Here is a 25,615-nt window from a genome sequence, read left to right as displayed (position 1 = left end):
ACACAGAACAAGTGCTGGAGACAACAGAATGACACACCATCAACTTTCGATTCAGGCGCGCTTTCGTCCCGAGGTTTTGGAGCGTGTATTGCGTGTTACCCGCCATCGCGGTTTCAAAGTTTGTGCCATGAATATGGTGCAAACCACTAATACCGATCACATTAATATTGAACTGACCGTTGCCAGCCATCGTTCGGTGGATTTATTGTCAACACAATTGAGCAAGCTGTTGGATATCGCCTGCGTTGACATTCAGCCGATGACGACATCACAGCAGATCAGCGCCTAACGCAAAAGAGTAAGGAAAAAAAGAATGACAAAAAAAGCGGACTACATTTGGTTCAATGGCGAGATGGTTCCTTGGGCTGAAGCAAAAGTACACGTGATGTCGCATGCCCTGCACTATGGCACGTCTGTGTTTGAGGGCGTTCGTTGCTACAATTCACACAAGGGTCCGGTGGTTTTTCGTCACCGTGAGCACATGCAGCGCCTGCGTGATTCGGCAAAAATTTATCGCATGCCGGTCGCACAAAGCGTGGATGAGTTAATGGAAGCCTGTCGTGAAACGCTGCGCAAAAATAACCTGACCAGCGCGTATATTCGTCCACTGGTGTTCATTGGTGATGTGGGTATGGGCGTTAACCCTCCAGACGGCTACCAAACCGATGTGATCATTGCGGCCTTCCCGTGGGGGGCGTATCTGGGTGAAGAGGCACTGGAAGCGGGTATTGATGCGATGGTGTCGTCCTGGAACCGTGTCGCGGCGAATACCATTCCGACTGCCGCTAAAGCGGGCGGTAACTATCTGTCCTCCTTGCTGGTGGGGAGTGAAGCACGCCGCCACGGCTATCAGGAAGGGATCGCGTTGGATGTTCACGGCTATGTTTCCGAAGGGGCGGGTGAGAACCTGTTTGAAGTGAAGGACGGTATTATCTTCACGCCGCCGTTTACCTCTTCGGCTCTGCCGGGCATTACGCGCGACGCCATCATCAAGTTGGCGAAGGACGCTGGATATGAAGTGCGTGAGCAGGTGCTGTCCCGTGAGTCACTGTATCTGGCGGATGAAGTGTTTATGTCCGGCACGGCGGCGGAAATTACGCCGGTACGTAGCGTCGACGGCATTCAGGTCGGCCTTGGCAAACGCGGCCCGGTGACCAAAGCCTTGCAGCAAGCATTTTTTGGCCTCTTCACGGGTGAAACCGAGGATAAATGGGGCTGGTTGGACCCGATAAATCAGTAGACTATATACCCTAACTCGTTCGAGCAGCAGGACAAATCGGTTTAGCCGATTTGAACGTCGCTTGCGGTGGCCCGTCATGGTGAGGCTCAGAAATGAACAGAGTATCGCCAACGCACATGCAGCTTGAAATATAATGGGTATAGAGACAGACAGTCAGGCGGTGGCACGTTCCGTCATCGCCACATTCGTAATTTTTGGAGTAACAGAGCATGCCTAAGTACCGTTCAGCCACCACCACGCACGGCCGTAATATGGCCGGAGCCCGAGCCTTGTGGCGCGCCACCGGGATGACCGACAATGATTTTGGTAAACCCATTATCGCGGTGGTTAACTCCTTCACCCAATTCGTGCCTGGCCATGTGCACTTGCGCGATCTGGGGAAATTGGTTGCCGAGCAAATCGAAGCTTCTGGCGGTGTCGCGAAAGAATTCAACACGATCGCAGTGGACGACGGCATCGCCATGGGTCACGGCGGTATGCTCTATTCTCTGCCTTCCCGCGAACTGATTGCCGACTCGGTAGAATACATGGTGAATGCCCACTGTGCAGATGCGATGGTGTGTATCTCCAACTGTGACAAAATCACCCCAGGGATGTTGATGGCGTCACTGCGCCTGAATATTCCCGTGATCTTTGTGTCCGGTGGCCCGATGGAAGCGGGAAAAACCAAATTATCCGATCAGATCATCAAGCTGGATCTGGTTGATGCAATGATTCAGGGCGCAGATCCGAAAGTATCCGATGAGCAGAGCGATCAGATCGAGCGTTCTGCCTGCCCGACCTGTGGTTCCTGTTCCGGTATGTTTACCGCCAACTCGATGAACTGCCTGACTGAAGCGCTGGGCCTGTCTCAGCCGGGTAACGGTTCGCTGCTGGCGACGCACGCTGACCGTAAGCAACTGTTCCTGAATGCAGGCAAACGTATTGTTGGTCTAGCGAAGCGCTACTACGAGCAGGATGATGAGAGCGTGCTGCCACGCAACATCGCCAATAAAGCTGCTTTTGAAAACGCCATGATTCTGGATATCGCGATGGGCGGCTCCACCAATACCGTCCTGCACCTGTTGGCGTCAGCGCAGGAAGGCGAGGTGGACTTCACTATGACCGATATCGACAGGCTGTCACGTCAGGTTCCACATCTGTGTAAGGTGGCGCCGAGTACGCAGAAATATCACATGGAAGACGTACACCGTGCAGGCGGCGTGATCGGTATTCTTGGCGAGTTGGATCGAGCCGGTCTGCTGAACCGTGAAGTCAAGAACGTGCTGGGCAAAACGCTGCCGGAAACGCTGGAAGCTTACGACGTCATGCTGACGCAGGATGAAAGTGTGAAAAGCATGTATTCCGCCGGCCCGGCGGGTATCCGTACCACGCAGGCGTTCTCGCAGGATTGCCGCTGGGATTCACTGGATACCGATCGTCAGGAAGGCTGTATTCGTTCCCGCGAGTTTGCCTACAGTCAGGATGGTGGTCTGGCCGTGCTGTACGGTAATTTGGCAGAGAATGGCTGTATCGTGAAAACCGCTGGCGTGGATGAAGGTAGCCTGGTATTCCGCGGTCCGGCGAAAGTTTATGAAAGTCAGGACGATGCGGTAGACGCCATTCTGGGTGGCAAAGTCGTGGCGGGTGATGTGGTTGTTATCCGCTATGAAGGGCCGAAAGGCGGGCCGGGTATGCAGGAAATGCTGTATCCAACCACCTACCTGAAATCGATGGGGTTAGGTAAAAGCTGTGCGTTGATCACTGACGGTCGCTTCTCTGGCGGTACCTCTGGTCTGTCTATCGGCCATGCGTCTCCTGAAGCGGCCAGCGGCGGCACCATTGCTCTGGTACAGGACGGAGACGTCATTGCGATTGATATTCCGAACCGTAGTATCGCGCTGGTTCTGGATGACAATGAGTTAGCGAGCCGCCGCGCAGCGGAAGAGGCGAGAGGCGAACAGGCCTGGACGCCACATAATCGTGAACGTCAGGTTTCTTTTGCGCTACGCGCGTACGCTAGCCTGGCAACCAGCGCAGATAAAGGCGCTGTGCGGGATAAAAGCAAGCTGGGAGGCTAATGCTGATGGCTGTGTCACAACCTCTTCCTGCCGCGCCGGGGGGCGCGGAGTATCTGCGGGCGATCTTGCGGTCGCCAGTGTATGAAATCACGCAGGTCACACCGCTGGAGAAGATGGATAAGATCTCTTCGCGGCTGGGTAATGTCATTCTGGTAAAACGTGAAGACAGGCACGCGGTGCACAGCTTTAAGCTGCGCGGTGCGTACGCGATGATGGCGGGTCTGAGCGATGAACAAAAATCACACGGTGTGGTAACAGCGTCAGCCGGTAACCATGCGCAAGGCGTCGCGCTCTCTTCCAGCAAGCTGGGAATTAAATCGCTAATTGTGATGCCGGTAGCGACGGCCGACATCAAGGTGGATGCGGTGCGTGGTTTTGGCGGTGAAGTGCTGCTACACGGCGCTAACTTTGATGAAGCCAAAGCCAAGGCGATTGAACTGTCAGAGCAGCAGCATATGACCTTTCTGCCGCCGTTCGATCACCCTGCGGTGATTGCCGGACAAGGTACGTTGGCGCTGGAGTTACTACAGCAGGATGCCCATCTGGATCGCGTGTTTGTGCCCGTCGGTGGTGGTGGCTTGGCAGCCGGTGTTGCCGTACTGATCAAACAACTGATGCCGCAGATTCAGGTGATTGGCGTGGAAGCGGAAGATTCCGCCTGTCTGCGTGCGGCGCTGGATGCTGGGCAACCGGTCGATCTGCCACGTGTTGGGCTGTTTGCCGAAGGCGTGGCGGTGAAGCGCATCGGCAATGAAACCTTCCGTCTGTGTCGGGAATATCTGGATGACGTGATTACCGTCGACAGTGATGCTATCTGTGCAGCTGTGAAAGATCTGTTCGAAGATGTCCGTGCGATTGCGGAACCGTCTGGCGCGTTGGCGTTGGCGGGGATGAAAAAATATATCCAACAGCATCAGATTCAGGGTGAGCGTCTGGCGCATATCCTGTCTGGTGCGAACGTCAACTTCCACGGTCTACGTTACGTTTCCGAACGCTGCGAGCTGGGTGAACAGCGTGAAGCCTTGCTGGCTGTGACGATCCCCGAAAAACAGGGAAGCTTCCTGAAGTTTTGCCAACTGCTGGGTGGTCGCTCGGTCACCGAGTTCAACTATCGCTATGCGGATGCCAAAGACGCCTGCATTTTTGTTGGTGTGCGTTTGACGCGAGGCTATGCGGAGCGGCAGGAAATTATCGCTGAGCTTTCCGCCGACGGTTATGAAGTGGTGGATTTGTCCGATGATGAAATGGCGAAGCTGCACGTGCGCTACATGGTTGGCGGACGGCCTTCCAAACCGTTACAGGAACGGCTGTACAGCTTTGAGTTTCCAGAGTCGCCGGGGGCGTTACTGAAATTCCTGCATACGCTGGGGGCACACTGGAATATTTCGCTGTTCCATTACCGCAGCCACGGTACGGATTTTGGCCGCGTTCTGGCCGCGTTTGAACTGGAAGCAGGCGATCGGGAATTCGAACAGCACCTGCAAGCGCTGGGCTATGAATGCCATGACGAAACCAATAACCCAGCGTTCCGCTTCTTTCTGGCGGGTTAATTGCTGAGTTTCCCCCTAGCACCGCCGATGGTGTTTCACCGTCGGCGGCGCGATCTTTATGCCATCTGGTAGCAACAGGGATGGCATCTCTTTATGTCAACGTCGTTCCGCACGCTGGTGGATGCAGAATGTTGTGGCCTACTTAGAGGCTCTGACGACCAGAATATAAGTCAGAGTAAAAGACAGCACGATGGCGATCGCCATACCGGAGATAGCGTAGCTAAAGTACGGGCCGATATACGCTGGCAGGCTGAAAATACTCGACAGAATGTAGCCATACAGCCGGACACCGAAGTACGCGATGAAGGCTGAGGCGATGGAGCTGGCTACCGTGGCGGAGATAAACGCTTTTTTGTACTTGGTCAGCACGCCGAAGAGTGCGGGTTCGGTGATGCCCAGCAGCGCAGACACGCCAGCAGAGAGCACGACAGATTTGTCCTGACGGGTTTTGGCATGGAAGTAAATGGCAAACGTGGCACCTGCAATTGCCATATTGGCCATACACATCATTGGCATCAGCATATCAAAACCCTGGTCAGAGAAGTTTTGTAGCGCAATGGGTGTCATGGCGTGATGCATACCGGTCAGGATGGCGACAGGCCGGATCGCCCCCACCACAAAACCAGCGAATACCGCGGATATATCGAACAGGCTCTGGATAAACAGCGCCAGCAGCTTGCCGAGATAAATCCCGAATGGTCCGATAACGGTGAGCGACACCAGTGCGGTGATAAACAGCGTCAGCGTTGGGGTAAACACCGTTTTCAGCACCGAAGGCATAATGTGATCGACCCAACGGTGGATATAGCTCAACGCCAGAACGGAGAAAATCACCGGAATGACGCTGGCGGAGTAGTTGAACACCGAAATGGGCAGTACACCCATGAAGTAAAAGGCGCTGACCGCATCAGGGCTGTGGCTGGCTAGCGCTTTTGCAGCCTCCATCAACGATGGATACATCAGGCATGCCGCTACCGCTGCGGCTAAATATTCGTTCGTTTTGAATATCTTGGCAGCCGAGACGGCGAGGAAAAACGGCAGGAAATAAAATACGCCGCTAGCGATCAGATCGATGACGATCACGGTATCGGTTTTAGCAGAAACCACTTTCAAGGCAATCAGCCCTGCCAGCAGCCCTTTGATCATCCCCGCACCCGCAATGGCGGGTACGATCGGACCAAATACGCCAGAAACCGTATCCATGAACAGCGAAATCAGCCCTTTTTTCTGCTTTTTCGCGTCTGACAGTGCCGTGGCGGTAGGAGAAAGCTGCGCGTTCAACAGCTCGTAATACTCGCTGACCTGCGGCCCGATAATAATCTGAAATTGCTCACTTTGGTGTTGTGCACCTAATATTCCGGGCAGGCTCTTGATGGCGTCGGTTTGTACTTTACTTTCATCAACTAAATCAAACCTAAGCCGCGTCATGCAGTGCCAGACTTTATTAATATTATCGTTTCCGCCAACCAGTTTAATGATTGACTGAATAACCTCATTTTTTCCCATGGAATAAACTCCCCAAATCGCCTTATGTTATTTCTGGCCGAATTATTTCCTAAGATAGTAGAAAATTAAAAAATAAAAAACAAACCAATAAAACATGAGATTCATCACATGATTAGTCTATTAAGGGGGTTTTGTTGTTGTTATTCTGTAATTGGTCTGGTTTTTTAATGAATGAAGCCGGTTTTCCAAACCAAAATAATTCTTTTAAAGAATAGGTTTACAATAAAAGAAAAAATAAGTAGAAAACAAAAAAAGAAACTGATTTTAGACTGTGTTTTTACCGGGCATAGCTATTTCGGTAAGCGCACCGGAGGATATTTTTGTGTTGCCGACAATCATCACTGATATTGAATGTCTTGTTACTCGCCCTGACCGTCATAATTTAGTGACGGTGGTGGTTCATACGGATAAAGGCGTGGCGGGTTATGGGTGTGCGACTTTCCAGCAACGTCCGCTAGCCGTAAAAGCGATGGTGGACGAGTACCTCAAACCGCTTTTAGTGGGAAGAGATGCGAACCATATCGAAGATCTGTGGCACATGATGATGGTCAACGCTTATTGGCGTAATGGGCCGGTTATCAACAATGCCGTTGCAGGCGTTGATATGGCGCTGTGGGACATCAAAGGTAAGCTGGCGGATATGCCCCTCTATCATCTGTTTGGTGGGAAATCTCGCGATGCGATTGCCGCTTACAGCCATGCTGCCAGCGATACGTTGGATGGGCTCTATCAGGAAGTGGAACGGCTGTATGCGCAGGGCTATCGCCATATTCGCTGCCAGTTAGGGTTCTATGGTGGTAACCCTGACGCGTTGCACAGCACGCGACAGCCAACGGAGGGAGCTTATTACGATCAGGATCAGTACATAGCTAACACACTGGCCATGTTCCGTGCCTTGCGGGAGAAATACGGCGATCGTTTCCATATCCTGCATGACGTCCATGAACGCTTATTCCCGAATCAGGCAGTACAGTTTGCTAAAGCGGTAGAAACTTATCGTCCCTATTTTATCGAAGATATTTTGCCGCCTGCACAAAATGAGTGGCTGGCGCAGATCCGCAGTCAGAGTGCGGTGCCGCTGGCGACGGGAGAGTTGTTTAACAATCCCGCTGAGTGGCAGAATGTGGTGATTAACCGTCAGATTGATTTCATTCGCTGCCATGTCTCACAGATTGGCGGGATTACGCCAGCGCTGAAGCTGGGCGCATTCTGCCAGAACTTTGGCGTTCGTCTCGCGTGGCATTGCCCACCGGATATGACGCCTATCGGCGCGGCGGTCAATATTCACCTCAATATCCACCTGCATAACGCCGCGATTCAGGAATTTGTCGCTTACCCGGAAAATACCCGCAAGGTTTTCCCGCAGGCAGTAGAACCAGAGAATGGCTACCTGTATCCGATCGAACGCCCTGGTATTGGCGTTGGGATCGATCTGGATGCGGCGCGGCAGTTCCCTGTCGTCTATCGTCCGCACGAATGGACGCAGAGTCGCCTGCCGGATGGCACGATGCATACGCCTTAAGCCGCATTACGGCGACTGGCGAAAGGCCAAATTATCGAGGTTTAAGGGGATGACGTAGGTACAGGTGTAGTTGATGTCGATGATATCGCTTGATTCGTACACGCGGCCGCCCTGTAAAATACCGCGATTAAGAATATGCATCGCCGCCGTACCTTTCTTGCAACCCAGTAGCTCAGCCTGTGCTTTCGTGACGTTAACCGCCTGATAATGTGTCAGATAGTGCGAAATCGCATAGCCCTTGCTGAGCACATACTGCTGAATAGAACCTTCAATAATCTTCTGACTCATTTCCGGGAAGTCTGCGGCAGGCATTTTCGAGATCTCGATCTGTACTTTGCGGTTATCGACATAACGTAACCGACTGAATTCCCAGATGAACGCATTTTCGCCGATCGCAAATACCTGCTGCTCCTCTCGGTTCGGTAGCCGTTTATGTAGGCTAAGCAGGCGAGATGAAATCTGAGTAAATTTCTTTTCGGTAATCGAGTTATAAACCAGCGGATTACTGCGAACGCCCTGATTAATAAAGTTACCAGAACCTTGCACCATATGGATCGCACCGATACTGGCAAGCTTTTCCAGCGCCTGACGAATAGTGAAGCGCGACACGCCATATTCTTCCGCCAACTGGCGCTCCGGCGGCAGCTTTTCTGGGAGCGGATCGGTGTGCTGATAGATTTTGCTCAGTAAATCCTGTGCGATGAAATCTTTCTTTTTCATGAGCTGTCTCAACATGGCCTTACCAGCGTGGCTGACAAGGCCGCTTTCATCGGATCAGTGGTGGCAGAAGTGATGAATAACCTGCGAAATCAGTTCCCGCGTCGGTTTGATAAACGCAGTATCAATATATTCATCCGGCTGATGTGCCTGCTCGATCGAGCCTGGACCCAGAACCAGCGTCGGACACAGCGTCTGAATAAACGGTGCTTCGGTACAGTAGTTCACGATTTCCGTTTTCGTCCCCAGCAGATTCTCCACGACCGATATCAGACGGTGATCCGGCGGGCACTCATAGCCGGGAATCGGCGGATGCAGTTCGCTGACGGTCAGCCGACCCGGCCAGCGCTGACTAACAGGCTCAAGCGCTTCAGACAGCAGTCCATCGAGATCGTTAAGCGTAATGCCCGGCAGCGGACGAATATCCATATGCAGTTCACAGCAGCCGCAGATGCGGTTAGCTGCATCGCCGCCGTGAATGTGACCAAGGTTCATTGTGGGATAAGGAATGTGGAAAATCGGGTTGTGATAGCGTTCCTGTAGCGTGTTACGCAGCACCAGCAAGTGGGAAATCGCTTCGTGCATCAGCTCAATCGCGTTCACACCGCGCGAAGGATCGCTGGAGTGGCCGGATTGTCCCTGAATACGGATCGCGTTTGACATGTGGCCTTTGTGCGCCCGCACCGGTTGCAGCGAGGTCGGTTCGCCGATGATGGCGCAGTCTGGGCGAATCTGCGTGGATTCGGAGAAATACTTGGCGCCAGCCATGGTTGTCTCTTCATCGGCAGTCGCCAGCACATAGAGCGGCTTCGTGAGCTTGGTGGGATCGATATCGCGCAAGGCGTCCAGAATAAAGGCAAAGAACCCTTTCATATCCGCTGTACCCAAGCCGTACAGCTTGTTGTCGTGTTCAGTCAGCGTGAAAGGGTCGCGCGTCCAGCGGCCATCGTCGAACGGCACGGTGTCGGTATGCCCTGCCAATAATAAGCCACCTTTTCCTTCACCAATCCGCGCCAGCATATTAAATTTATTGAGGGTGCCGGGAACGGGTTGGACTTCCACATGGAAGCCGAGATCGCCGAACCAGCCTGCCAGCAGGTTGATTAAGGTATGATTACTTTGATCGAGCGCGCTGTCGGTGGCACTGATGGACGGTGTGGCGATCAATGCCCGATATAGCTCAATAAAAGGGGGTAAATTCATCTTCACTGTTGACAGCCTCTGGTTAGGATAGTATCAATATTCATGCATTTATTTTGAATAAAAATACAATAATGCTCGGCGAAAGGAAACCCAAAGGTGCGGCGATGACGATTCGTCACTTTCACTGAGTTTCGCGGGTGAACAGCGTACCGACGCTGGTGAACCCTGTTACCTGTTTCATAGATGAATAAGAAGGTATACGGACCCCATGCTGAATACGCTGATTGTTGGTGCAAGTGGTTATACCGGCGCTGAGCTTGCGCTCTACCTGAACCGTCACCCACAGATGAACATAACCGCTTTGATGGTTTCTGCGCAAAGTGTCGATGCAGGAAAATTGATTTCTGATTTGCATCCGCAGCTCAAAGGCATCATTGATATCCCGGTAAAACCGCTGACCGATGTTGAAGAAGCGGCGAAAGGCGTGGATGTCGTTTTTCTGGCGACTGACCACAAAGTCAGCCACGATCTGGCCCCGGTTTTTCTGGCGGCAGGCTGCACTGTTTTTGATTTGTCCGGCGCGTTCCGCGTACAGGATGCCGAATTTTATCGCCGCTATTATGGCTTCGAACATCAGCATCCTGACTGGCTGGCAAAAGCGGTTTACGGGCTGGCCGAATGGCGTGCTGACAGCGTAAAACAGGCACAGCTGATTGCTGTGCCGGGTTGTTATCCAACGGCTGCGCAACTGGCGCTGAAGCCGTTGCTGGATGCGCAACTGTTGAATCCGGCTCAGTGGCCTGTGATCAATGCTGTCAGCGGCGTGAGCGGAGCAGGGCGTAAAGCATCGATGACCAACAGTTTCTGTGAAGTCAGCCTGCAACCATACGGTATTTTCAACCACCGTCATGAGCCTGAAATTTCAACACATCTCGGTACGCCAGTGATCTTCACGCCGCATTTAGGCAACTTCGCCCGCGGTATTCTGGAAACCATCACCTGCCGCCTGCAACCGGGCGTCACCCAGCAGGATGTCGCCGAGGCTTATCACAACGCTTACCACGATAAGCCGCTGGTTCGCCTGTATGATAAGGGTGTCCCGGCGCTGAAATCCGTTGTCGGCCTGCCGTTCTGCGATATCGGTTTCTCGGTTGATGGTGAGCACCTGATCGTGGTGGCAACCGAAGATAACCTGCTGAAAGGCGCGGCGGCACAGGCTGTGCAATGCATGAACATTCGTTTTGGTTTCCCTGAAACTCAATCGTTAATTTAATCACTACTGGTCCCGACATTTCGAGGCGTGAAGCATAATGAATCCGTTAATTATCAAGTTAGGTGGCGTTTTACTGGATAGCGAAGAAGCGCTGGAGCGTCTGTTTACCGCGCTGGTGGCTTACCGTCAGGAGCATCAGCGTCCGCTGGTGATTGTGCACGGTGGCGGTTGTCTGGTAGATGACCTGATGAAGAAACTGTCGCTGCCTGTCGTGAAGAAAAACGGCCTGCGCGTCACGCCTGCCGATCAGATCGACATCATCACTGGTGCGTTGGCGGGTTCCGCTAATAAAACCCTGCTGTCATGGGCGAAGAAGCATGATATCAACGCCGTCGGTTTGTGTCTGGGCGATGGCGGCAGCACGACGGTCACGCAGCTAGACGAAGCGTTGGGCTTTGTGGGTAAAGCGGAAGCGGGCTCACCTGCGTTGCTGAATACGCTGCTGTCAGCGGGCTATCTGCCTGTCGTTAGCTCCATCGGGATTACGGCGCAGGGCGATCTGATGAACGTCAACGCCGATCAGGCGGCGACGGCGCTAGCGCAAACGCTGGGCGCGGATTTAATCCTGCTGTCTGACGTGAGCGGTATTCTGGACGGTAAAGGCCAGCGTATTGCCGAAATGACGGCGGAAAAAGCCGAACAGCTGATTGCTCAGGGCATCATCACCGACGGCATGATTGTTAAGGTCAATGCCGCGCTGGATGCCGCTCGTGCGCTGGGGCGTCCAGTTGATATTGCCAGCTGGCGTCATGCCGAGCAACTGCCTGCGCTGTTTAACGGCGTGGCGATTGGTACACGTATTCTGGCGTAAGTCGTTTCTGGGTATGGCATGATGCGATACCAACATGAATTAAATTCTGGGAGTAATAGTTATGGCTTTGTGGGGCGGTCGGTTTAGTCAGGCAGCAGATCAGCGTTTTAAACAATTTAATGACTCACTGCGGTTTGATTACCGTCTGGCGGAACAGGACATCGTTGGCTCGATCGGCTGGTCGAAAGCGCTGGTGACGGTCAATGTGCTCAGCGAGCAGGAACAGCAACAACTGGAACAGGCGCTGAATGCACTGCTGGTTGAGGTACAGGCCGATCCTGAGATGATCCTGCAAAGCGATGCAGAAGACATTCACAGTTGGGTTGAACTGCGCCTGATTGAGAAAGTCGGTGATTTGGGCAAAAAACTGCATACCGGTCGTAGCCGTAACGATCAGGTCGCAACTGACCTGAAACTGTGGTGCAAGGCGCAGATTGCCGAGCTGCTGCTGTCAGTACGCCAGCTGCGTCAGGCGCTGGTCACAACGGCAGAAGCGAATCAGGATGCCGTAATGCCGGGTTACACCCACTTGCAGCGTGCACAGCCGGTAACGTTTGCCCACTGGTGCCTGGCCTACCATGAAATGCTGGCGCGTGATGAAAGCCGTCTGGAAGATACGCTGAAGCGTCTGGATGTCAGCCCACTGGGCTGCGGTGCGCTGGCGGGAACGGCTTATCCGATTGACCGTGAGCAGTTGGCGGGCTGGCTGGGCTTTGCCTCGGCCACGCGCAACAGTCTGGATACGGTTTCCGATCGCGATCATGTACTGGAACTACTGTCTGACGCTTCGATCGGCATGATCCACCTGTCGCGTTTTGCCGAAGATCTGATCTTCTTCAACAGCGGTGAAGCGGCGTTCGTTGAGCTGTCTGATCGTGTGACATCCGGTTCTTCCCTGATGCCACAGAAGAAAAACCCGGATGCGCTGGAGCTGATTCGCGGTAAATGTGGCCGCGTACAGGGTGCGTTGACTGGCATGATGATGACGCTCAAAGGCCTGCCGCTGGCGTATAACAAGGACATGCAGGAAGACAAAGAAGGGCTGTTTGACGCGCTGGATACCTGGCACGATTGCCTGATGATGGCGGGTCTGGTGCTGGAAGGTATTCAGGTGAAACGTCCGCGCTGTAAAGAAGCGGCCGAGCAAGGCTACGCCAACTCGACAGAGCTGGCAGACTATCTGGTCGCGAAAGGCGTTCCGTTCCGTGAAGCGCACCACATCGTAGGTGAAGCGGTGGTAGAAGCCATTCGTCAGGGTAAAGCGTTGGAAGCACTGCCGTTGGCCGATCTGCAAAAATTCAGCGCCGTGATTGGCGAGGATGTGTACCCGATTCTGGCGTTGCAATCCTGCCTGGATAAGCGTGCGGCACAGGGTGGCGTATCACCACAGCAGGTTGCCAAAGCGATTAGTGAGGCGAAGCAGCGCTTAGCCTAAGTCGTACTCTGCGCTAAGTTACCCCTTCCATTCCCTCAACGTGGTGTTTCGCGTTGGGGGAATTTCTGCGTTACCCATCTGATTCTTCTGCAAATTATCGTTTATCCATTCTCATATGGAATGCGGCTCGCATTTTTCTGCTCAGCGTCTTCCCTACCGGAATTGTTTCTGGACATCCATACAGTATCATTTTACCTTGACCGACAGCGTGAAAGGCCTGCGGAGGCAAAGTGGATATCAGCATATTTTATGGTCTGGGCGGCAGCGCGGTTGGGCTACTAGTCGGGTGGTTGATTGCCAGCCTGATTCATCAGCAGAAGCTGTCACAGCATGATACCGAACAACGGCTGCTGGCACAGACATTACAGCAAACCCAGCAATCGCTCAGCGAACAGCAGCAGGTAAAGCAGCAAGACGAACAGCGGCTGCGGCAAAACGAGCTAGAGCTGCGCACGGTTCACGCGCAACTTTCTGCCAGCCATGAAAAGCTGCAACAGCTCGGTGAACTCCGTACCGAGTGCGTGCAGTTAAATCAGGAACTGCGAACGCTGCGTGAAATCAATAGCGCGCAGGAAGCGGAGTTGCGGGAAGTCACCATTCGGCTGGAAGAAACCCGTATGGCGGCTGAAGAGAAGCAGCGACTGCTGGCAAACAGTGAACAGCGGTTGACAACGCAGTTTGAGAATCTGGCGAACCGCATTTTCGAACACAGCGGCCGCAAGGTGGACGAGCAAAATAAACAGAGTCTGGATAAGCTGCTGATGCCGCTGCGTGAGCAGCTTGATGGGTTCCGCCGTCAGGTGCAGGATAGCTTTGGCGCGGAGGCGCGCGAGCGTCACACGTTGGCGCACGAGATCCGCAATCTGCAACAGTTGAACGCGCAGATGGCACACGAAGCCATCAACCTGACGAAAGCGCTGAAAGGGGACAATAAAACGCAGGGGAACTGGGGCGAAGTGGTGTTAAGCCGTGTGTTGGAAGCGTCTGGCCTACGCGAAGGGTATGAGTATCAAACGCAGGTCAGTGTGCAAACGGGGACAAATAGCCGTTTGCAACCTGATGTCATCGTGCGTTTACCGCAGGACAAAGATGTCGTGATCGATGCCAAGATGTCGCTGGTGGCCTACGAACGCTATTTCAATAGTGACGATGATACAGAGCGTAGTGCGGCGCTGAACGAACATTTGCTCTCGGTTCGCAGCCATATTCGGCAGTTGAGCAGCAAAGATTACCAACAGCTTCCGGGGCTGCGTTCGCTAGACTACGTGCTGATGTTTATTCCCGTCGAACCCGCTTTTCTGGTTGCCATCGATCGCCAGCCTGAACTGATCAACGAAGCGCTGAAGAACAATATTATGCTGGTTAGCCCGACCACACTGCTGGTGGCATTACGCACCATCAACAATTTATGGCGCTATGAACAACAGAGCCGCAACGCACAGCAGATCGCCGAAAAAGCCTCGCGGCTGTACGATAAACTGCGGTTGTTCGTCGATGATATGGAAGTGCTAGGGCAGAGTCTGGATAAAGCGCAGGGCACTTATCGTCAGGCGATGAATAAACTTTCGTCTGGGCGTGGTAACCTTATTGGCCAGGCTGAGGGTTTCCGCGCGTTGGGTGTAGAAATTAAACGCACGATCAGCCCATCATTGGCGGAAAAAGCAACGGCTCATGAGCACGCTGAACGCGATGAATTACTCGGCTCTACCTCGTCTGACGCGGATTCACCGACTGTAAAAATGGAAGGTGAAGAAGGGCGGCCGCCGCACAGGCAGCTTGAATTATGACGGTATAAATAGGTATGGATTTCGCGGGCTTGGCACCTTCGCTATGCGAAATTAGTGCAGTGGGGTTTTTATCCGGGTCTGGTACACTCTTACCATTAATGGGTAGACCCGAAATTTGACTGAAATAGTAGGCGGATAAGATGGCAAGTGAGCAGGAGAATACGGCCGACTTTGGTTTTCGGACTGTCGCCAGGGATGAAAAAGAAGTCATGGTGGCTGAGGTTTTTCATTCTGTAGCCGCAAAGTATGACCTGATGAATGACCTGATGTCTTTTGGTATCCACCGTATCTGGAAGCGTTTCACTATTGAATGTAGTGGGGTAAGACGTAACCAGCGCGTTCTGGATCTTGCCGGAGGGACAGGAGATTTAACCGCTAAATTCTCCCGCATGGTTGGTGAAGGTGGTGAGGTCATTCTGGCAGACATCAACGCATCAATGCTGAAAGTCGGCCGCGAGAAACTGCGTAACAAAGGCATTATCGACAATATCAACTACGTGCAGGCCAATGCAGAAGCGCTGCCGTTCCCTGATGATTTCTTCGACTGCATTACCATCTCTTTTGGTCTGCGCAACGTGACGGACAAAAACAAAGCGCTGCGCTCCATGTACCGCGTGCTGAAGCCCGGTGGTCGGTTACTGGTGTTGGAGTTTTCCAAACCGGTGATTAAACAACTAAGCTCCGTTTACGATGCGTATTCATTTCATATCCTGCCGAGGATCGGCGAAGCCGTGGCAAGTGATGCCGGGAGCTATCGCTATCTGGCGGAATCCATCCGTATGCACCCCGATCAGGAAACGCTGAAAGGGATGATGAGCGATGCCGGTTTTGACAGCGTTAACTATTTCAACCTCACTGGTGGAATTGTTGCGCTGCACCGTGGGTTTAAATTCTGATTGGAAATGCCAATGCTGATAACGTCTTTTCTGACTGCTACGCTGGAAACCGCGCTGAATCAGCTGCTTTTTCACGATACCGTTTCTTGCGATCGCAGCATGAGGTCTGCCCGTCAGCGCTTACAGGGGAAAACACTCCAGATCGCGCTGGCTGAACTGGATGTCCCCTTGGTGCTGGTGTTTAGCGAACAGCGTCTGGACGTTGTCAGCCAGTGGGGCGAATTGGCTGATTGTCGTCTGAACACACGCGTTCCGGTTCTGATGAAGTTACGCGATCGTCAACAGCTATCATCGCTGATGCGCAGCGGTGAACTGGTTATTGAAGGTGATATTCAAGTCGTTCAACAGTTCATCGTGCTGTGCGATCTGGCGGAATTCGATCCGGCGGAATGGTTGTCCCCTTATCTGGGCGACATTGTTGCTCAGGGGCTTAGCCAGACTGCACAGAAAACCCTGAACTTCCTGAAGCGGTCATTACATCAGCAGCAACATTTCTTGTCCGAGACGTTAACGGAAGAGTGGCGACTGGCTCCGGGGAAACTGGAAAATGCCTGGTTTCATGAGGAAATTGTTGCGCTGGATAAATCCGTCGATGCGTTGTTCGAACGACTGGCGAAACTGGAGGCTTTACGATGACGCCCGGTGAATTACGCCGCCTTTACAGCATTGTACGTGTATTGCTGAGCTATGGTCTGGATGAACTCATTCCTAAAATGCGTCTGACGTTTCCGCTGCGTGCGGGGCGTCGCCTGCTGTTCTGGTTACCTAATCGTCACCGCAATATGCCTTTAGGGGAACGTCTGCGTTTGGCGCTTCAGGAGCTGGGACCCGTGTGGATTAAGTTCGGGCAAATGATGTCGACGCGTCGCGATCTATTTCCACCTTCTATCGCCGATCAGTTAGCGATGTTGCAGGATAAGGTTGAACCGTTTGATGGCAAACTAGCGCGTGAGCAAATTGAGCTGTCGATGGGGGGAATCCCTCTTGAAGAGTGGTTTGACGATTTTGATATCAAACCGTTGGCCTCTGCCTCGATTGCGCAGGTTCATACCGCCCGTCTGAAAAGCACGGGAAAAGAGATCGTTATCAAGGTGATCCGCCCGGATATTTTGCCTGTCATCAAGGCAGATATGCGCTTGATGAAACGTCTGGCTGGCTGGTTGCCCCGCCTCTTGCCGGACGGTCGCCGTCTGCGCCCGCGCGAAGTCGTACTGGAATACGAAAAAACGTTGCTTGATGAGTTGAACCTGCTGCGAGAAGCAGCCAACGCCATCCAACTACGACGTAATTTTGATAACAGCCCAATGCTGTATGTGCCAGAAATTTATTCGGATTATTGCAGCGAAAGTATGTTAGTCATGGAGCGCATCTACGGTATTCCTGTTTCTGATGTCGAGGCGCTACAGGCCAATGGCACGGATATGAAATTGCTGGCAGAGCGTGGCGTTCAGGTTTTCTTTACGCAGGTCTTTCGCGACAGCTTCTTCCATGCGGATATGCATCCCGGCAATATCTTTATTAGCTACGAGCACCCGGAAAATCCGCAATACATCGGTATTGATTGCGGTATCGTCGGTTCGTTGAATAAAGAAGATAAGCGCTATTTGGCCGAGAATTTTATCGCTTTTTTCAACCGTGATTATCGCAAAGTCGCCGAGCTGCATGTAGATTCAGGCTGGGTGCCGGCGGACACCAATGTGGCAGATTTTGAATTTGCTATTCGGACGGTCTGTGAGCCGATCTTCGAGAAGCCGTTGGCGGAAATCTCGTTCGGCCATGTATTATTGAATTTGTTTAATACAGCGCGTCGCTTCAATATGGAAGTTCAGCCTCAGTTGGTCTTGCTGCAAAAAACGCTGCTGTATATTGAGGGCGTGGGTCGGCAGCTTTATCCACAGCTGGATCTGTGGAAAACCGCCAAGCCGTTTCTGGAGAGCTGGTTGAAGCAGCAGGTCGGTTTACCTGCGGTTTTCCGGGCGCTAAAAGAAAAGGCACCGTTCTGGGCTGAGAAATTGCCGGAAATCCCTGAACTGTTTTATGACGGATTGCGTCAGAATAAGATGTTAAAACAAAGCGTCGATAAGCTGACACATGAGTTGAAAGCGCAGCATGCTCGTCAGGGACAGTCACGATATCTTTTGGGTATTGGCGCAACGCTACTAATCAGTGGTACGTTGTTGCTAATCAGCGGTGTTGAAGCCGATATGGTTCCCGCAGGGTTGATGGCAGCAGGAATAGTTGTCTGGATTATCGGTTGGCGTCGCACTCGTTGAAGCAGATCATGATGTACGCCAGAATTACCCGATATAATAACGAGAATTCTGTCGTTCCCCTTTTTGAAAAGAGGTAAATGTTATGGGTGGTATTAGTCTCTGGAACCTGCTGATTATTGCAGTTATCGTCATCTTGCTGTTCGGAACTAACAAGCTGAGAACGCTGGGTTCAGATTTGGGCGCGTCAATCAAAGGCTTTAAGAAAGCGATGGGTGACGAGCAGCCGTCCACTAGCGCAGACAAAACGCAGCCAGATGCTGATTTCGCTACCAAGTCTATCACTGACAACCAATCAGACGTTAAGCAGGGCGACACGAAGAGCCAGCATAAAGAGCAGGTGTAATCTGTGTTTGATATCGGTTTTGGTGAATTGCTATTGGTGATGGTTCTTGGCCTGATTGTTCTCGGGCCAGAACGATTGCCCGTTGCTGTCAGGACAGTTGCAAGCTGGATCAGGACGCTGCGTTCGCTGGCGTCTACAGTTCAGAATGAACTGTCGCAGGAGCTGAAACTCCAGGAGTTTCAGGAAAGCCTGAAGAAAGTCGAAAAAGCCAGTTTGCAGAATCTGTCGCCTGAGTTGAAAGCCTCAATGGATGAACTCAAAGAGGCAGCAGAAGCGATGAAGCGTGGCTATACCGAGACATCGTCGCCGCAAAAATCAGATGACCACCAAAAATCGGATGGGCATAGCGCGACGATGGAACCGCAACATAACACCCCGCTGAACGATCCCGAAGCGGCCTACGACGGGGTGATTGAAGCGGAAACAGCAATACGTCCAACAGACAGCCAGCCTAAACCTGAAAACGGTGCTGCTGCTGAACATCACCACGATGGTCGCAACGCCACGCGTGATGAAGCTGTCGGCAACGATAATGTCAAACCTGAGCAGTCCCAGTCTTCTGCTGTTTCTGCCCGCCAACCGAGCGATAGTCGTTAGTTTATGGCCGATGAAGATACTCAACCGCTAATTAGCCACCTGATTGAGCTACGCAAGCGGCTACTGAACAGCATTATCTGTGTGCTGGCGGTATTTGTTGTGCTGGTGTTCTTTGCCAATGACATTTACCAAGTGGTTTCTGCACCGCTCATCGAGCAGTTACCTGCCGGTGCTAGCATGATCGCGACTGATGTCGCTTCGCCTTTCTTTACGCCGATAAAGCTGACGATGATTGTTTCAGTGTTTGTCGCTGCGCCGCTGGTGCTCTATCAGGTGTGGGCGTTTGTCGCTCCTGCTCTATATAAACACGAGCGTCGCTTAATGATGCCGTTGCTGGTATCCAGCAGCCTGCTGTTTTATTCAGGCATGGCGTTTGCGTACTTTGTGGTGTTTCCGCTAGCGTTCGGCTTTTTCGCGAAAACGGCACCCGTTGGCGTGTTGATTGCGACCGACATCAATAACTACCTCGATTTTGTTATGGCGCTGTTCATGGCGTTTGGCGTATCGTTTGAGGTGCCGGTTGCCATTGTACTGCTCTGCTGGAGTGGTGTGGTGACGCCAGAAGACCTGAAGAAAAAGCGGCCTTATATTTTGGTGGGCGCATTCGTTGTCGGGATGCTGCTGACGCCGCCGGACGTTTTCTCACAGACGCTACTGGCGATTCCGATGTATCTGCTGTTTGAGATCGGTGTCTTCTTCGCGCGGTTTTATGTTGGCAAAGGCCGACGGGCTGAAACGGAAGAGCCATCGCAGTAACGAACAGTTCCCTGCGGCAGGACGGTAAAATGACCTCTCTTTGAGAGGTCTTATTTTTTTATTCGCCAGAGTGAGAGTCATGTTTGATATTGGTGTCAACCTAACCAGTTCTCAGTTTGCAAAAGACCGGGAACAGGTCGTCATCCGGGCAAAGCAAGCGGGTGTCAGTGGCATCTTGATCACCGGAACCAACGCCCAGGAAAGCCATCAGGCCATGTTACTGGCGCAAGCCTATCCCGATTACTGTTGGTCAACGGCGGGCGTTCATCCGCATGATGCCAGCCAATGGAATGACGCCATCGCTGAACAGCTTCATCACATGGCAAGCGCCGTCTGCGTGGTTGCTATTGGTGAATGCGGGTTGGATTTCAACCGTAACTTTTCGACTCCAGAGGAGCAGGAACGGGCATTCAGCGAACAGTTAGCGATAGCGGCTGAGCTGTCGATGCCGGTTTTTCTTCACTGTCGTGACGCGCATCCCCGCTTTATTTCCCTGTTGACGCCCTGGCTGAATCAGTTACCTGCCGCCGTGATTCACTGCTTTACCGGTAATCGCCATGAATTGGATGAGTGTCTTGCTGCGGGGCTGATGGTTGGCATTACCGGTTGGGTTTGCGATGAGCGCCGTGGGCTTGAGCTGCGTGCCTTATTGCCGCATATTCCTGCCGATCGGCTGTTGGTGGAAACCGATGCACCTTATCTGTTACCCCGGGATTTACGCCCTAAACCGGCTTCCCGCCGTAACGAACCCTGTTATCTGCCTCATATTATTCGCCAGATTGCGGAGTGGCGTGGAGAAGATGCCACATGGTTGGGACAGACAACAGATGAAAATGCCCGCCGGGTTTTCCGGCTGGCCTGATTCAGGAGAATAATGACATGAGCACTGCTTTTCCCGGCACGTTCCCTGGCCGACGTATGCGCCGTATTCGCCGCCATGATTTCAGCCGTCGTCTGGTTGCTGAAAATCAACTGACGGTGAATGATTTGATTTATCCCGTTTTCGTGATGGAAGGGACAAATCATCGCCAGGAAGTTCCCTCCATGCCGGGGGTATACCGGATGACTATCGACGTGCTTCTGAAAGAAGCCGAAGAGATCGCTAAGCTCGGCGTTCCGGTGCTGTCGCTGTTCCCCGTCATTGAAGCGGATAAAAAATCACTCTATGCCGAAGAAGCCTATAACCCGGATGGTCTGGTTCCTCGCACGATCCGCGCGCTGAAAGACGCCGTCCCTGAGCTGGGTTTGCTGACGGATGTGGCGCTCGATCCCTATACCACGCACGGGCAGGACGGAATTATCGATGCGGAGGGTTATGTGATTAACGATGTCACCAAGGAAATTTTGGTACGTCAGGCGCTGTCCCATGCAGAAGCCGGAGCAGAAATTATTGCGCCTAGCGATATGATGGATGGCCGCATCGGCGCTATTCGTGACACCCTTGAAGCACAAAATCTGATCAACACCCAGATCATGGCGTATTCAGCTAAATATGCATCGTGCTATTACGGCCCTTTCCGTGATGCTGTGGGTTCTGCGGGTAATCTGAAAGGTGGCAACAAGAAAACCTACCAGATGGACCCGGCCAACAGCGATGAAGCCTTGCAGGAAATTGCACAGGACTTGCAGGAAGGTGCGGATATGGTGATGGTCAAACCGGGGATGCCTTATCTGGACGTGGTTCGTCGTGTCAAAGACACGTTCGGCGTGCCGACGTTTGCTTATCAGGTCTCTGGTGAGTATGCGATGCACATGGCAGCGATTCAGAACGGTTGGTTGCAGGAGCAACCCGTCGTGATGGAGTCGCTGTTGTGCTTTAAACGGGCGGGTGCAGATGGCGTGCTGACCTACTTCGCTAAGCGTGTCGCACAGTGGCTACACGATCAGCATATGCAACGCTAAGCCTATTCTCATCCGGCGTGGTATAAACGCGCCGGATAGGGGCGGCGCTGGGCTAGGATTTACGAAACTCTCGGTTATCTATACTGTGTTTGACCTGCTTGTTTAGCATATTCAGCAGTAACATTGAGCGGGCTTCACCATCAGGTTCGGTGTAGATAGCTTGGAGACCAGAGAAGACACCATCGGTTATCACTACGCTATCACCGGGCTGTGGCGTCAACGGGTCAATGACTTCCTGCATAGGGCGAAGTGATAACTCATCGATAACCTGCTGCGGAATGATCGCCGGTAGTGCGCCAAATCGCACAAAATTACTCACCCCCCGCGTTGCGCTGATAGTGGTGGTGTGAATGCGTTCTGGGTCGAATTCTACAAACAGGTAGTTTGGAAATAGCGGCTCACACACTTCCGTTCGTTTTCCTCGAACGATCTTATCCAATGTGATCATCGGGCTCACGCAGATGACTTCCTGACGTTCCAGATGTTCTTTTGCTCGCAGCAGTTGACCGCGTTTACAATATAGTAAGTACCAGGCTTCCATAATTTCGCAGACTTATGATTCCGACGAGCAAGCATAACAAAAGCGAGCAAGGATAAAAAATTTTCGGCAGATATTTTTTGTTACCACACTATGACGAACGGATTCTTGATGATGATTGGATTCTTGCCATAAATAGGCATTGCGGGAAGCGACAGGCTGGCGAAGAGACTTTATAATAGCCAGAACGATAGACTGCCCCCGATGAATAGCATGAAATACCGTGACTTACGCGAATTCCTCTCACTGCTGGAAGAGAGAGGGGAGTTGAAACGCATTACCCAGCCCATCGATCCCTACCTTGAAATGACGGAAATTGCCGACCGGACGCTGCGTGCGGAAGGTCCAGCCCTCCTGTTTGAGAACCCCAAAGGCTATGACATGCCAGTGCTGTGCAATTTATTTGGCACGCCGAAACGTGTTGCATTGGGAATGGGACAGGAAGAGGTCAGCGCATTGCGAGACGTAGGTAAACTGCTGGCATTTTTGAAAGAGCCAGAGCCGCCGAAAGGGTTCCGCGATCTGGTAGATAAAATGCCGAAGTTTCGTCAGGTATTGAATATGCCGACGAAGCGACTGTCTTCTGCGCCGTGTCAGGAACAGATTTGGCAAGGTGATGATGTTGATCTACGTCGGATTCCGGTGATGCAGTGCTGGCCGGAAGATGCTGCGCCGCTGATCACCTGGGGGCTTACGGTGACGCGGGGGCCGCATAAAGAGCGGCAGAATCTGGGGATCTATCGCCAGCAGGTGCTGGGTAAAAACAAACTGATTATGCGCTGGCTATCACATCGCGGCGGCGCACTGGATTTTCAGGAGTGGTGCCAGGAAAATCCGGGGCAGCGTTTTCCCGTCGCCGTCGCGCTGGGGGCTGACCCAGCGACGATCCTCGGTGCGGTGACGCCTGTTCCTGACACGCTGTCAGAATATGCCTTTGCGGGCTTATTGCGTGGGCATAAGACGGAAGTGGTGAAGTGCCTGTCGAACGATTTGGAAGTCCCCGCCAGTGCAGAAATTGTGCTGGAAGGCTATATTGAGCCGGGAGAAATGGCGGCAGAGGGGCCGTATGGTGACCATACCGGCTATTACAATGAAGTCGATCACTTTCCGGTCTTTACCGTCACGCATATTACTCAACGCCAAAATGCCATTTATCACTCGACTTACACCGGGCGTCCGCCGGATGAGCCCGCGGTGCTGGGCGTGGCGTTGAATGAGGTTTTCGTACCGATCCTGCAAAAGCAGTTTCCTGAGATTGTCGATTTTTATTTGCCACCGGAGGGTTGCTCTTACCGTCTGGCGGTCGTTACCATGAAGAAACAGTACGCGGGTCATGCTAAACGCGTCATGATGGGCGTCTGGTCTTTTTTACGCCAGTTCATGTATACGAAATTTGTTATTGTTTGCGATGACGACGTTAACGCACGCGACTGGAAAGACGTGATATGGGCGATCACGACGCGTATGGACCCGGCACGCGATACGGTATTAGTGGAAAATACGCCGATAGACTATCTTGATTTCGCCTCGCCGGTTTCTGGCCTAGGCTCCAAAATGGGTCTGGATGCCACCAATAAATGGCCTGGCGAAACGCAGCGTGAGTGGGGACACCCCATTAAGAAAGACCCACAGGTTTGTGCCCGCATTGATGAAATATGGGACGAGTTGGCCATTTTTAGCGACAGAGCCCCCCAGCGTTAACGGCTGCTCTGTTCTCAGTTTTGCTTTTATGACCCTATAGAGGGAATGCATGACAACATTGAGCTGTAAAGTGACTTCGGTCGAAGCCATAACCGATACGGTTTATCGCGTTCGTTTGTTACCTGAAGCGCCTTTTTCCTTTCGGGCTGGCCAATATTTGATGGTGGTGATGGGGGACCGAGATAAGCGTCCTTTCTCACTGGCATCAACCCCGATGGATAAAGATTTTATTGAGTTGCATATTGGGGCGTCCGAACTGAACCTTTACGCGATGGCCGTGATGGAACGCATTCACAAGGAAAAAACCCTGACGGTCGATATTCCGCATGGCGAAGCCTGGCTGCGAGAAGAGAGTACGCGCCCGCTGGTATTGATTGCGGGCGGAACGGGGTTTTCGTACGTGCGTTCTATTTTGCTGACTGCGCTGGCGCAGCAACCTGAGCGCGATATCTCCATTTACTGGGGCGGACGTGAATCCCAGCATTTGTATGATTTAACGGAGCTTGAGGGGTTTGCGGCCAAGCACCCGACTTTGCGTGTGGTGCCGGTCGTTGAACAGCCGGAAGAAGGGTGGGATGGTAGAACAGGCACCGTTTTGAGCGCGGTTTTGCAGGATTATGGCTCGCTGGCGGAACAGGATATCTACATTGCTGGGCGTTTTGAGATGGCAAAAATTGCGCGTGAGCGTTTTTGTAACGAGCGCGGGGCGCTGGCGGCCCACATGTTCAGCGATGCGTTTTCTTTTATTTAACGCAACCCTATTTATTTGGCTCAACCATACTGTATCGTTAGCCCTGTCACCGGACGGGCTAACGCTGACACTAAATAAAATTCAGAGCCGTTAACTCCTCCAGACTCTCCTCGCGGTATTTTGCCATTCCGGTTTTCATACGTCTGAAGCCAACGTGTTCATACAGGCTGACGGTTTGGGGATGGGTGTATAAAATAATATTGCACTGTGCGACCGTATCAACCAACGCTTGAATGATCCGTTTCCCCAATCCCTGTCCGTGATAGCGTTCATCAAGCGCGATATTATAAATAGCCGCCTGACAAACGCCGTCTGAGAGGGTTCGTCCTACGCCGATCAGCAAGTCCTCGTCGAACAGAAAGACAACGGAGAAGCTGTTTTTGAAGATTTTCTCCTGTGTGGCCGCGTTGTCATCACTTAAATCGTAAAAAGCCAGCAGGTCAGCAACGCGCTGCCAGGGAATGTTATTGGTCGTTGTCTCTACTCTGATAGACATCATCGTGTTCTCGTGTCAGATGGTATATTCCGGTTCATAACGTTTGTAGTAGCGAGAAAGAAATGCTTTGGTTCTCTCCATTTGCGGGCGTTCAAAAACCTGCTGCGCTGTACCGTCCTCAATGATTTTTCCTTTTTCTAAAAACAGTACGCGGCTGGCGACCTGACGAACAAACTCCATTTCATGAGAAACGATCACCATGGTATTACCCGCCTGCGCAGCCTGTTTAATGACATCCAATACCTCGTCAACCAACTCTGGATCGAGCGCAGAGGTGGGTTCATCCAGCAGTAAAAGCTGCGGTTCCATTGCCAACGC

At 52.5% G+C, this 25,615-nt stretch carries 25 protein-coding genes; 19 read left to right on the top strand and 6 right to left on the bottom strand.

Annotated elements, in window-relative coordinates:
* Positions 1–28 precede the first annotated feature (28 nt).
* From ilvM to ilvA, 4 genes are all read left to right on the top strand, one after another.
* Positions 29–289, top strand: a complete 261-nt coding sequence (gene ilvM, locus EDI29_RS21175; RefSeq protein ID WP_005969103.1) for an acetolactate synthase 2 small subunit — start codon at positions 29–31, stop codon at positions 287–289.
* Between the two features lie 24 nt (positions 290–313).
* Positions 314–1,240: a branched-chain amino acid transaminase gene (locus EDI29_RS21170; protein WP_137742451.1), complete on the top strand. Its 927-nt coding sequence runs from the start codon at positions 314–316 to the stop codon at positions 1,238–1,240.
* Positions 1,241–1,449: 209 nt separating this feature from the next.
* Positions 1,450–3,300 carry a dihydroxy-acid dehydratase gene (gene ilvD, locus EDI29_RS21165; protein ID WP_137742450.1) on the top strand — a complete coding sequence of 617 codons (1,851 nt, stop codon included), beginning with the start codon at positions 1,450–1,452 and terminating at the stop codon, positions 3,298–3,300.
* Positions 3,301–3,305: 5 nt separating this feature from the next.
* Entirely contained in the window at positions 3,306–4,850 is a 1,545-nt protein-coding gene (gene ilvA / locus EDI29_RS21160) for a threonine ammonia-lyase, biosynthetic (RefSeq protein ID WP_137742449.1), read from the top strand.
* Between the two features lie 138 nt (positions 4,851–4,988).
* Here the strand turns inward: ilvA and EDI29_RS21155 are convergent, their stop codons facing one another.
* Positions 4,989–6,356 carry a PTS transporter subunit EIIC gene (locus EDI29_RS21155; protein ID WP_137742448.1) on the bottom strand — a complete coding sequence of 456 codons (1,368 nt, stop codon included), beginning with the start codon at positions 6,354–6,356 and terminating at the stop codon, positions 4,989–4,991.
* Between the two features lie 322 nt (positions 6,357–6,678).
* Here EDI29_RS21155 and EDI29_RS21150 point away from each other — a divergent pair, with 322 nt between their 5' ends.
* Complete coding sequence (locus EDI29_RS21150; RefSeq protein WP_137742447.1) at positions 6,679–7,878, top strand: starvation-sensing protein RspA; 1,200 nt, start codon at positions 6,679–6,681, stop codon at positions 7,876–7,878.
* A 6-nt stretch (positions 7,879–7,884) separates the two neighbouring features.
* Here the strand turns inward: EDI29_RS21150 and EDI29_RS21145 are convergent, their stop codons facing one another.
* Positions 7,885–8,598, bottom strand: coding sequence for a GntR family transcriptional regulator (locus tag EDI29_RS21145; protein WP_137742446.1), 714 nt, complete (start codon positions 8,596–8,598; stop codon positions 7,885–7,887).
* Positions 8,599–8,652: 54 nt separating this feature from the next.
* Complete coding sequence (argE, locus tag EDI29_RS21140) at positions 8,653–9,804, bottom strand: acetylornithine deacetylase (protein WP_133169854.1); 1,152 nt, start codon at positions 9,802–9,804, stop codon at positions 8,653–8,655.
* 202 nt (positions 9,805–10,006) lie between these two features.
* Here argE and argC point away from each other — a divergent pair, with 202 nt between their 5' ends.
* The 12 genes from argC (at position 10,007) to hemB (ending at position 21,811) form a co-directional block, all read left to right on the top strand.
* On the top strand, positions 10,007–11,011 hold the full coding sequence (gene argC, locus EDI29_RS21135; protein ID WP_137742445.1) for an N-acetyl-gamma-glutamyl-phosphate reductase: 1,005 nt from the start codon (positions 10,007–10,009) through the stop codon (positions 11,009–11,011).
* A 37-nt stretch (positions 11,012–11,048) separates the two neighbouring features.
* Positions 11,049–11,822 carry an acetylglutamate kinase gene (gene argB / locus EDI29_RS21130; RefSeq protein WP_015842151.1) on the top strand — a complete coding sequence of 258 codons (774 nt, stop codon included), beginning with the start codon at positions 11,049–11,051 and terminating at the stop codon, positions 11,820–11,822.
* 61 nt (positions 11,823–11,883) lie between these two features.
* Positions 11,884–13,257 (top strand): argininosuccinate lyase, encoded by a 1,374-nt coding sequence (gene argH / locus EDI29_RS21125; protein ID WP_137742444.1) that lies wholly within the window; start codon positions 11,884–11,886, stop codon positions 13,255–13,257.
* A 230-nt stretch (positions 13,258–13,487) separates the two neighbouring features.
* Entirely contained in the window at positions 13,488–15,044 is a 1,557-nt protein-coding gene (gene rmuC, locus EDI29_RS21120; RefSeq protein ID WP_137742443.1) for a DNA recombination protein RmuC, read from the top strand.
* Between the two features lie 140 nt (positions 15,045–15,184).
* Positions 15,185–15,940 carry a bifunctional demethylmenaquinone methyltransferase/2-methoxy-6-polyprenyl-1,4-benzoquinol methylase UbiE gene (gene ubiE, locus EDI29_RS21115; RefSeq protein ID WP_137742442.1) on the top strand — a complete coding sequence of 252 codons (756 nt, stop codon included), beginning with the start codon at positions 15,185–15,187 and terminating at the stop codon, positions 15,938–15,940.
* 12 nt (positions 15,941–15,952) lie between these two features.
* Positions 15,953–16,576: a ubiquinone biosynthesis protein UbiJ gene (gene ubiJ, locus EDI29_RS21110; RefSeq protein WP_137742441.1), complete on the top strand. Its 624-nt coding sequence runs from the start codon at positions 15,953–15,955 to the stop codon at positions 16,574–16,576.
* Positions 16,573–18,213 (top strand): ubiquinone biosynthesis regulatory protein kinase UbiB, encoded by a 1,641-nt coding sequence (ubiB, locus tag EDI29_RS21105; protein ID WP_137742440.1) that lies wholly within the window; start codon positions 16,573–16,575, stop codon positions 18,211–18,213. Before ubiJ ends, ubiB begins: the two co-directional genes overlap by 4 nt.
* 82 nt (positions 18,214–18,295) lie before the next feature.
* A complete protein-coding gene (tatA, locus tag EDI29_RS21100) occupies positions 18,296–18,556 on the top strand; it encodes a Sec-independent protein translocase subunit TatA (RefSeq protein WP_137742439.1) in 261 nt (86 codons plus the stop codon).
* Between the two features lie 3 nt (positions 18,557–18,559).
* Positions 18,560–19,153, top strand: a complete 594-nt coding sequence (gene tatB / locus EDI29_RS21095; RefSeq protein ID WP_137742438.1) for a Sec-independent protein translocase protein TatB — start codon at positions 18,560–18,562, stop codon at positions 19,151–19,153.
* A 3-nt stretch (positions 19,154–19,156) separates the two neighbouring features.
* Positions 19,157–19,909 (top strand): Sec-independent protein translocase subunit TatC, encoded by a 753-nt coding sequence (gene tatC / locus EDI29_RS21090; RefSeq protein ID WP_137742437.1) that lies wholly within the window; start codon positions 19,157–19,159, stop codon positions 19,907–19,909.
* A 79-nt stretch (positions 19,910–19,988) separates the two neighbouring features.
* Positions 19,989–20,771 carry a 3'-5' ssDNA/RNA exonuclease TatD gene (tatD, locus tag EDI29_RS21085; protein ID WP_137742436.1) on the top strand — a complete coding sequence of 261 codons (783 nt, stop codon included), beginning with the start codon at positions 19,989–19,991 and terminating at the stop codon, positions 20,769–20,771.
* Between the two features lie 17 nt (positions 20,772–20,788).
* Entirely contained in the window at positions 20,789–21,811 is a 1,023-nt protein-coding gene (gene hemB / locus EDI29_RS21080; protein WP_137742435.1) for a porphobilinogen synthase, read from the top strand.
* Between the two features lie 52 nt (positions 21,812–21,863).
* On the opposite strand, the gene rfaH is transcribed toward hemB, so the two are convergent.
* On the bottom strand, positions 21,864–22,352 hold the full coding sequence (gene rfaH, locus EDI29_RS21075) for a transcription/translation regulatory transformer protein RfaH (protein WP_137742434.1): 489 nt from the start codon (positions 22,350–22,352) through the stop codon (positions 21,864–21,866).
* 201 nt (positions 22,353–22,553) lie between these two features.
* On the opposite strand from rfaH, the gene ubiD reads away from it, so the two are divergent.
* The gene (ubiD, locus tag EDI29_RS21070) at positions 22,554–24,050 is read left to right on the top strand and encodes a 4-hydroxy-3-polyprenylbenzoate decarboxylase (protein ID WP_107169014.1); all 1,497 of its coding nucleotides are present in this window, start codon (positions 22,554–22,556) and stop codon (positions 24,048–24,050) included.
* A gap of 49 nt (positions 24,051–24,099) precedes the next feature.
* The gene (gene fre / locus EDI29_RS21065) at positions 24,100–24,801 is read left to right on the top strand and encodes an NAD(P)H-flavin reductase (RefSeq protein WP_137742433.1); all 702 of its coding nucleotides are present in this window, start codon (positions 24,100–24,102) and stop codon (positions 24,799–24,801) included.
* A 70-nt stretch (positions 24,802–24,871) separates the two neighbouring features.
* On the opposite strand, the gene EDI29_RS21060 is transcribed toward fre, so the two are convergent.
* Positions 24,872–25,300, bottom strand: coding sequence for a GNAT family N-acetyltransferase (locus EDI29_RS21060; protein WP_206664373.1), 429 nt, complete (start codon positions 25,298–25,300; stop codon positions 24,872–24,874).
* 12 nt (positions 25,301–25,312) lie between these two features.
* Positions 25,313–25,615 (bottom strand): AAA family ATPase (locus EDI29_RS21055; protein WP_137742432.1); only part of this gene is annotated, 303 nt, incomplete at its 5' end.

Origin of the sequence: Pectobacterium polonicum, from assembly GCF_005497185.1 — a bacterium.
Taxonomy (GTDB): Bacteria; Pseudomonadota; Gammaproteobacteria; order Enterobacterales; family Enterobacteriaceae; genus Pectobacterium; species Pectobacterium polonicum.
Note: the sequence above shows the minus strand (reverse complement) of the source record. Positions and strands in the feature narration are given on the sequence as shown.

What these genes read in the sequence shown, in the direction of transcription:
- EDI29_RS21170 (WP_137742451.1), top strand. Translation starts at nt 314, where the DNA reads ATGACAAAAAAAGCGGACTACATTTGGTTCAATGGCGAGATGGTTCCT.
- ilvA (WP_137742449.1), top strand. Translation starts at nt 3,306, where the DNA reads ATGGCTGTGTCACAACCTCTTCCTGCCGCGCCGGGGGGCGCGGAGTAT.
- ubiJ (WP_137742441.1), top strand. Translation starts at nt 15,953, where the DNA reads ATGCTGATAACGTCTTTTCTGACTGCTACGCTGGAAACCGCGCTGAAT.
- argB (WP_015842151.1), top strand. Translation starts at nt 11,049, where the DNA reads ATGAATCCGTTAATTATCAAGTTAGGTGGCGTTTTACTGGATAGCGAA.
- argC (WP_137742445.1), top strand. Translation starts at nt 10,007, where the DNA reads ATGCTGAATACGCTGATTGTTGGTGCAAGTGGTTATACCGGCGCTGAG.
- fre (WP_137742433.1), top strand. Translation starts at nt 24,100, where the DNA reads ATGACAACATTGAGCTGTAAAGTGACTTCGGTCGAAGCCATAACCGAT.
- argH (WP_137742444.1), top strand. Translation starts at nt 11,884, where the DNA reads ATGGCTTTGTGGGGCGGTCGGTTTAGTCAGGCAGCAGATCAGCGTTTT.
- ilvD (WP_137742450.1), top strand. Translation starts at nt 1,450, where the DNA reads ATGCCTAAGTACCGTTCAGCCACCACCACGCACGGCCGTAATATGGCC.
- EDI29_RS21060 (WP_206664373.1), bottom strand. Translation starts at nt 25,300, where the DNA reads ATGATGTCTATCAGAGTAGAGACAACGACCAATAACATTCCCTGGCAG.
- tatC (WP_137742437.1), top strand. Translation starts at nt 19,157, where the DNA reads ATGGCCGATGAAGATACTCAACCGCTAATTAGCCACCTGATTGAGCTA.
- ubiE (WP_137742442.1), top strand. Translation starts at nt 15,185, where the DNA reads ATGGCAAGTGAGCAGGAGAATACGGCCGACTTTGGTTTTCGGACTGTC.
- hemB (WP_137742435.1), top strand. Translation starts at nt 20,789, where the DNA reads ATGAGCACTGCTTTTCCCGGCACGTTCCCTGGCCGACGTATGCGCCGT.
- ubiB (WP_137742440.1), top strand. Translation starts at nt 16,573, where the DNA reads ATGACGCCCGGTGAATTACGCCGCCTTTACAGCATTGTACGTGTATTG.
- tatD (WP_137742436.1), top strand. Translation starts at nt 19,989, where the DNA reads ATGTTTGATATTGGTGTCAACCTAACCAGTTCTCAGTTTGCAAAAGAC.
- ilvM (WP_005969103.1), top strand. Translation starts at nt 29, where the DNA reads ATGACACACCATCAACTTTCGATTCAGGCGCGCTTTCGTCCCGAGGTT.
- EDI29_RS21155 (WP_137742448.1), bottom strand. Translation starts at nt 6,356, where the DNA reads ATGGGAAAAAATGAGGTTATTCAGTCAATCATTAAACTGGTTGGCGGA.
- ubiD (WP_107169014.1), top strand. Translation starts at nt 22,554, where the DNA reads ATGAATAGCATGAAATACCGTGACTTACGCGAATTCCTCTCACTGCTG.
- tatA (WP_137742439.1), top strand. Translation starts at nt 18,296, where the DNA reads ATGGGTGGTATTAGTCTCTGGAACCTGCTGATTATTGCAGTTATCGTC.
- EDI29_RS21145 (WP_137742446.1), bottom strand. Translation starts at nt 8,598, where the DNA reads ATGAAAAAGAAAGATTTCATCGCACAGGATTTACTGAGCAAAATCTAT.
- rfaH (WP_137742434.1), bottom strand. Translation starts at nt 22,352, where the DNA reads ATGGAAGCCTGGTACTTACTATATTGTAAACGCGGTCAACTGCTGCGA.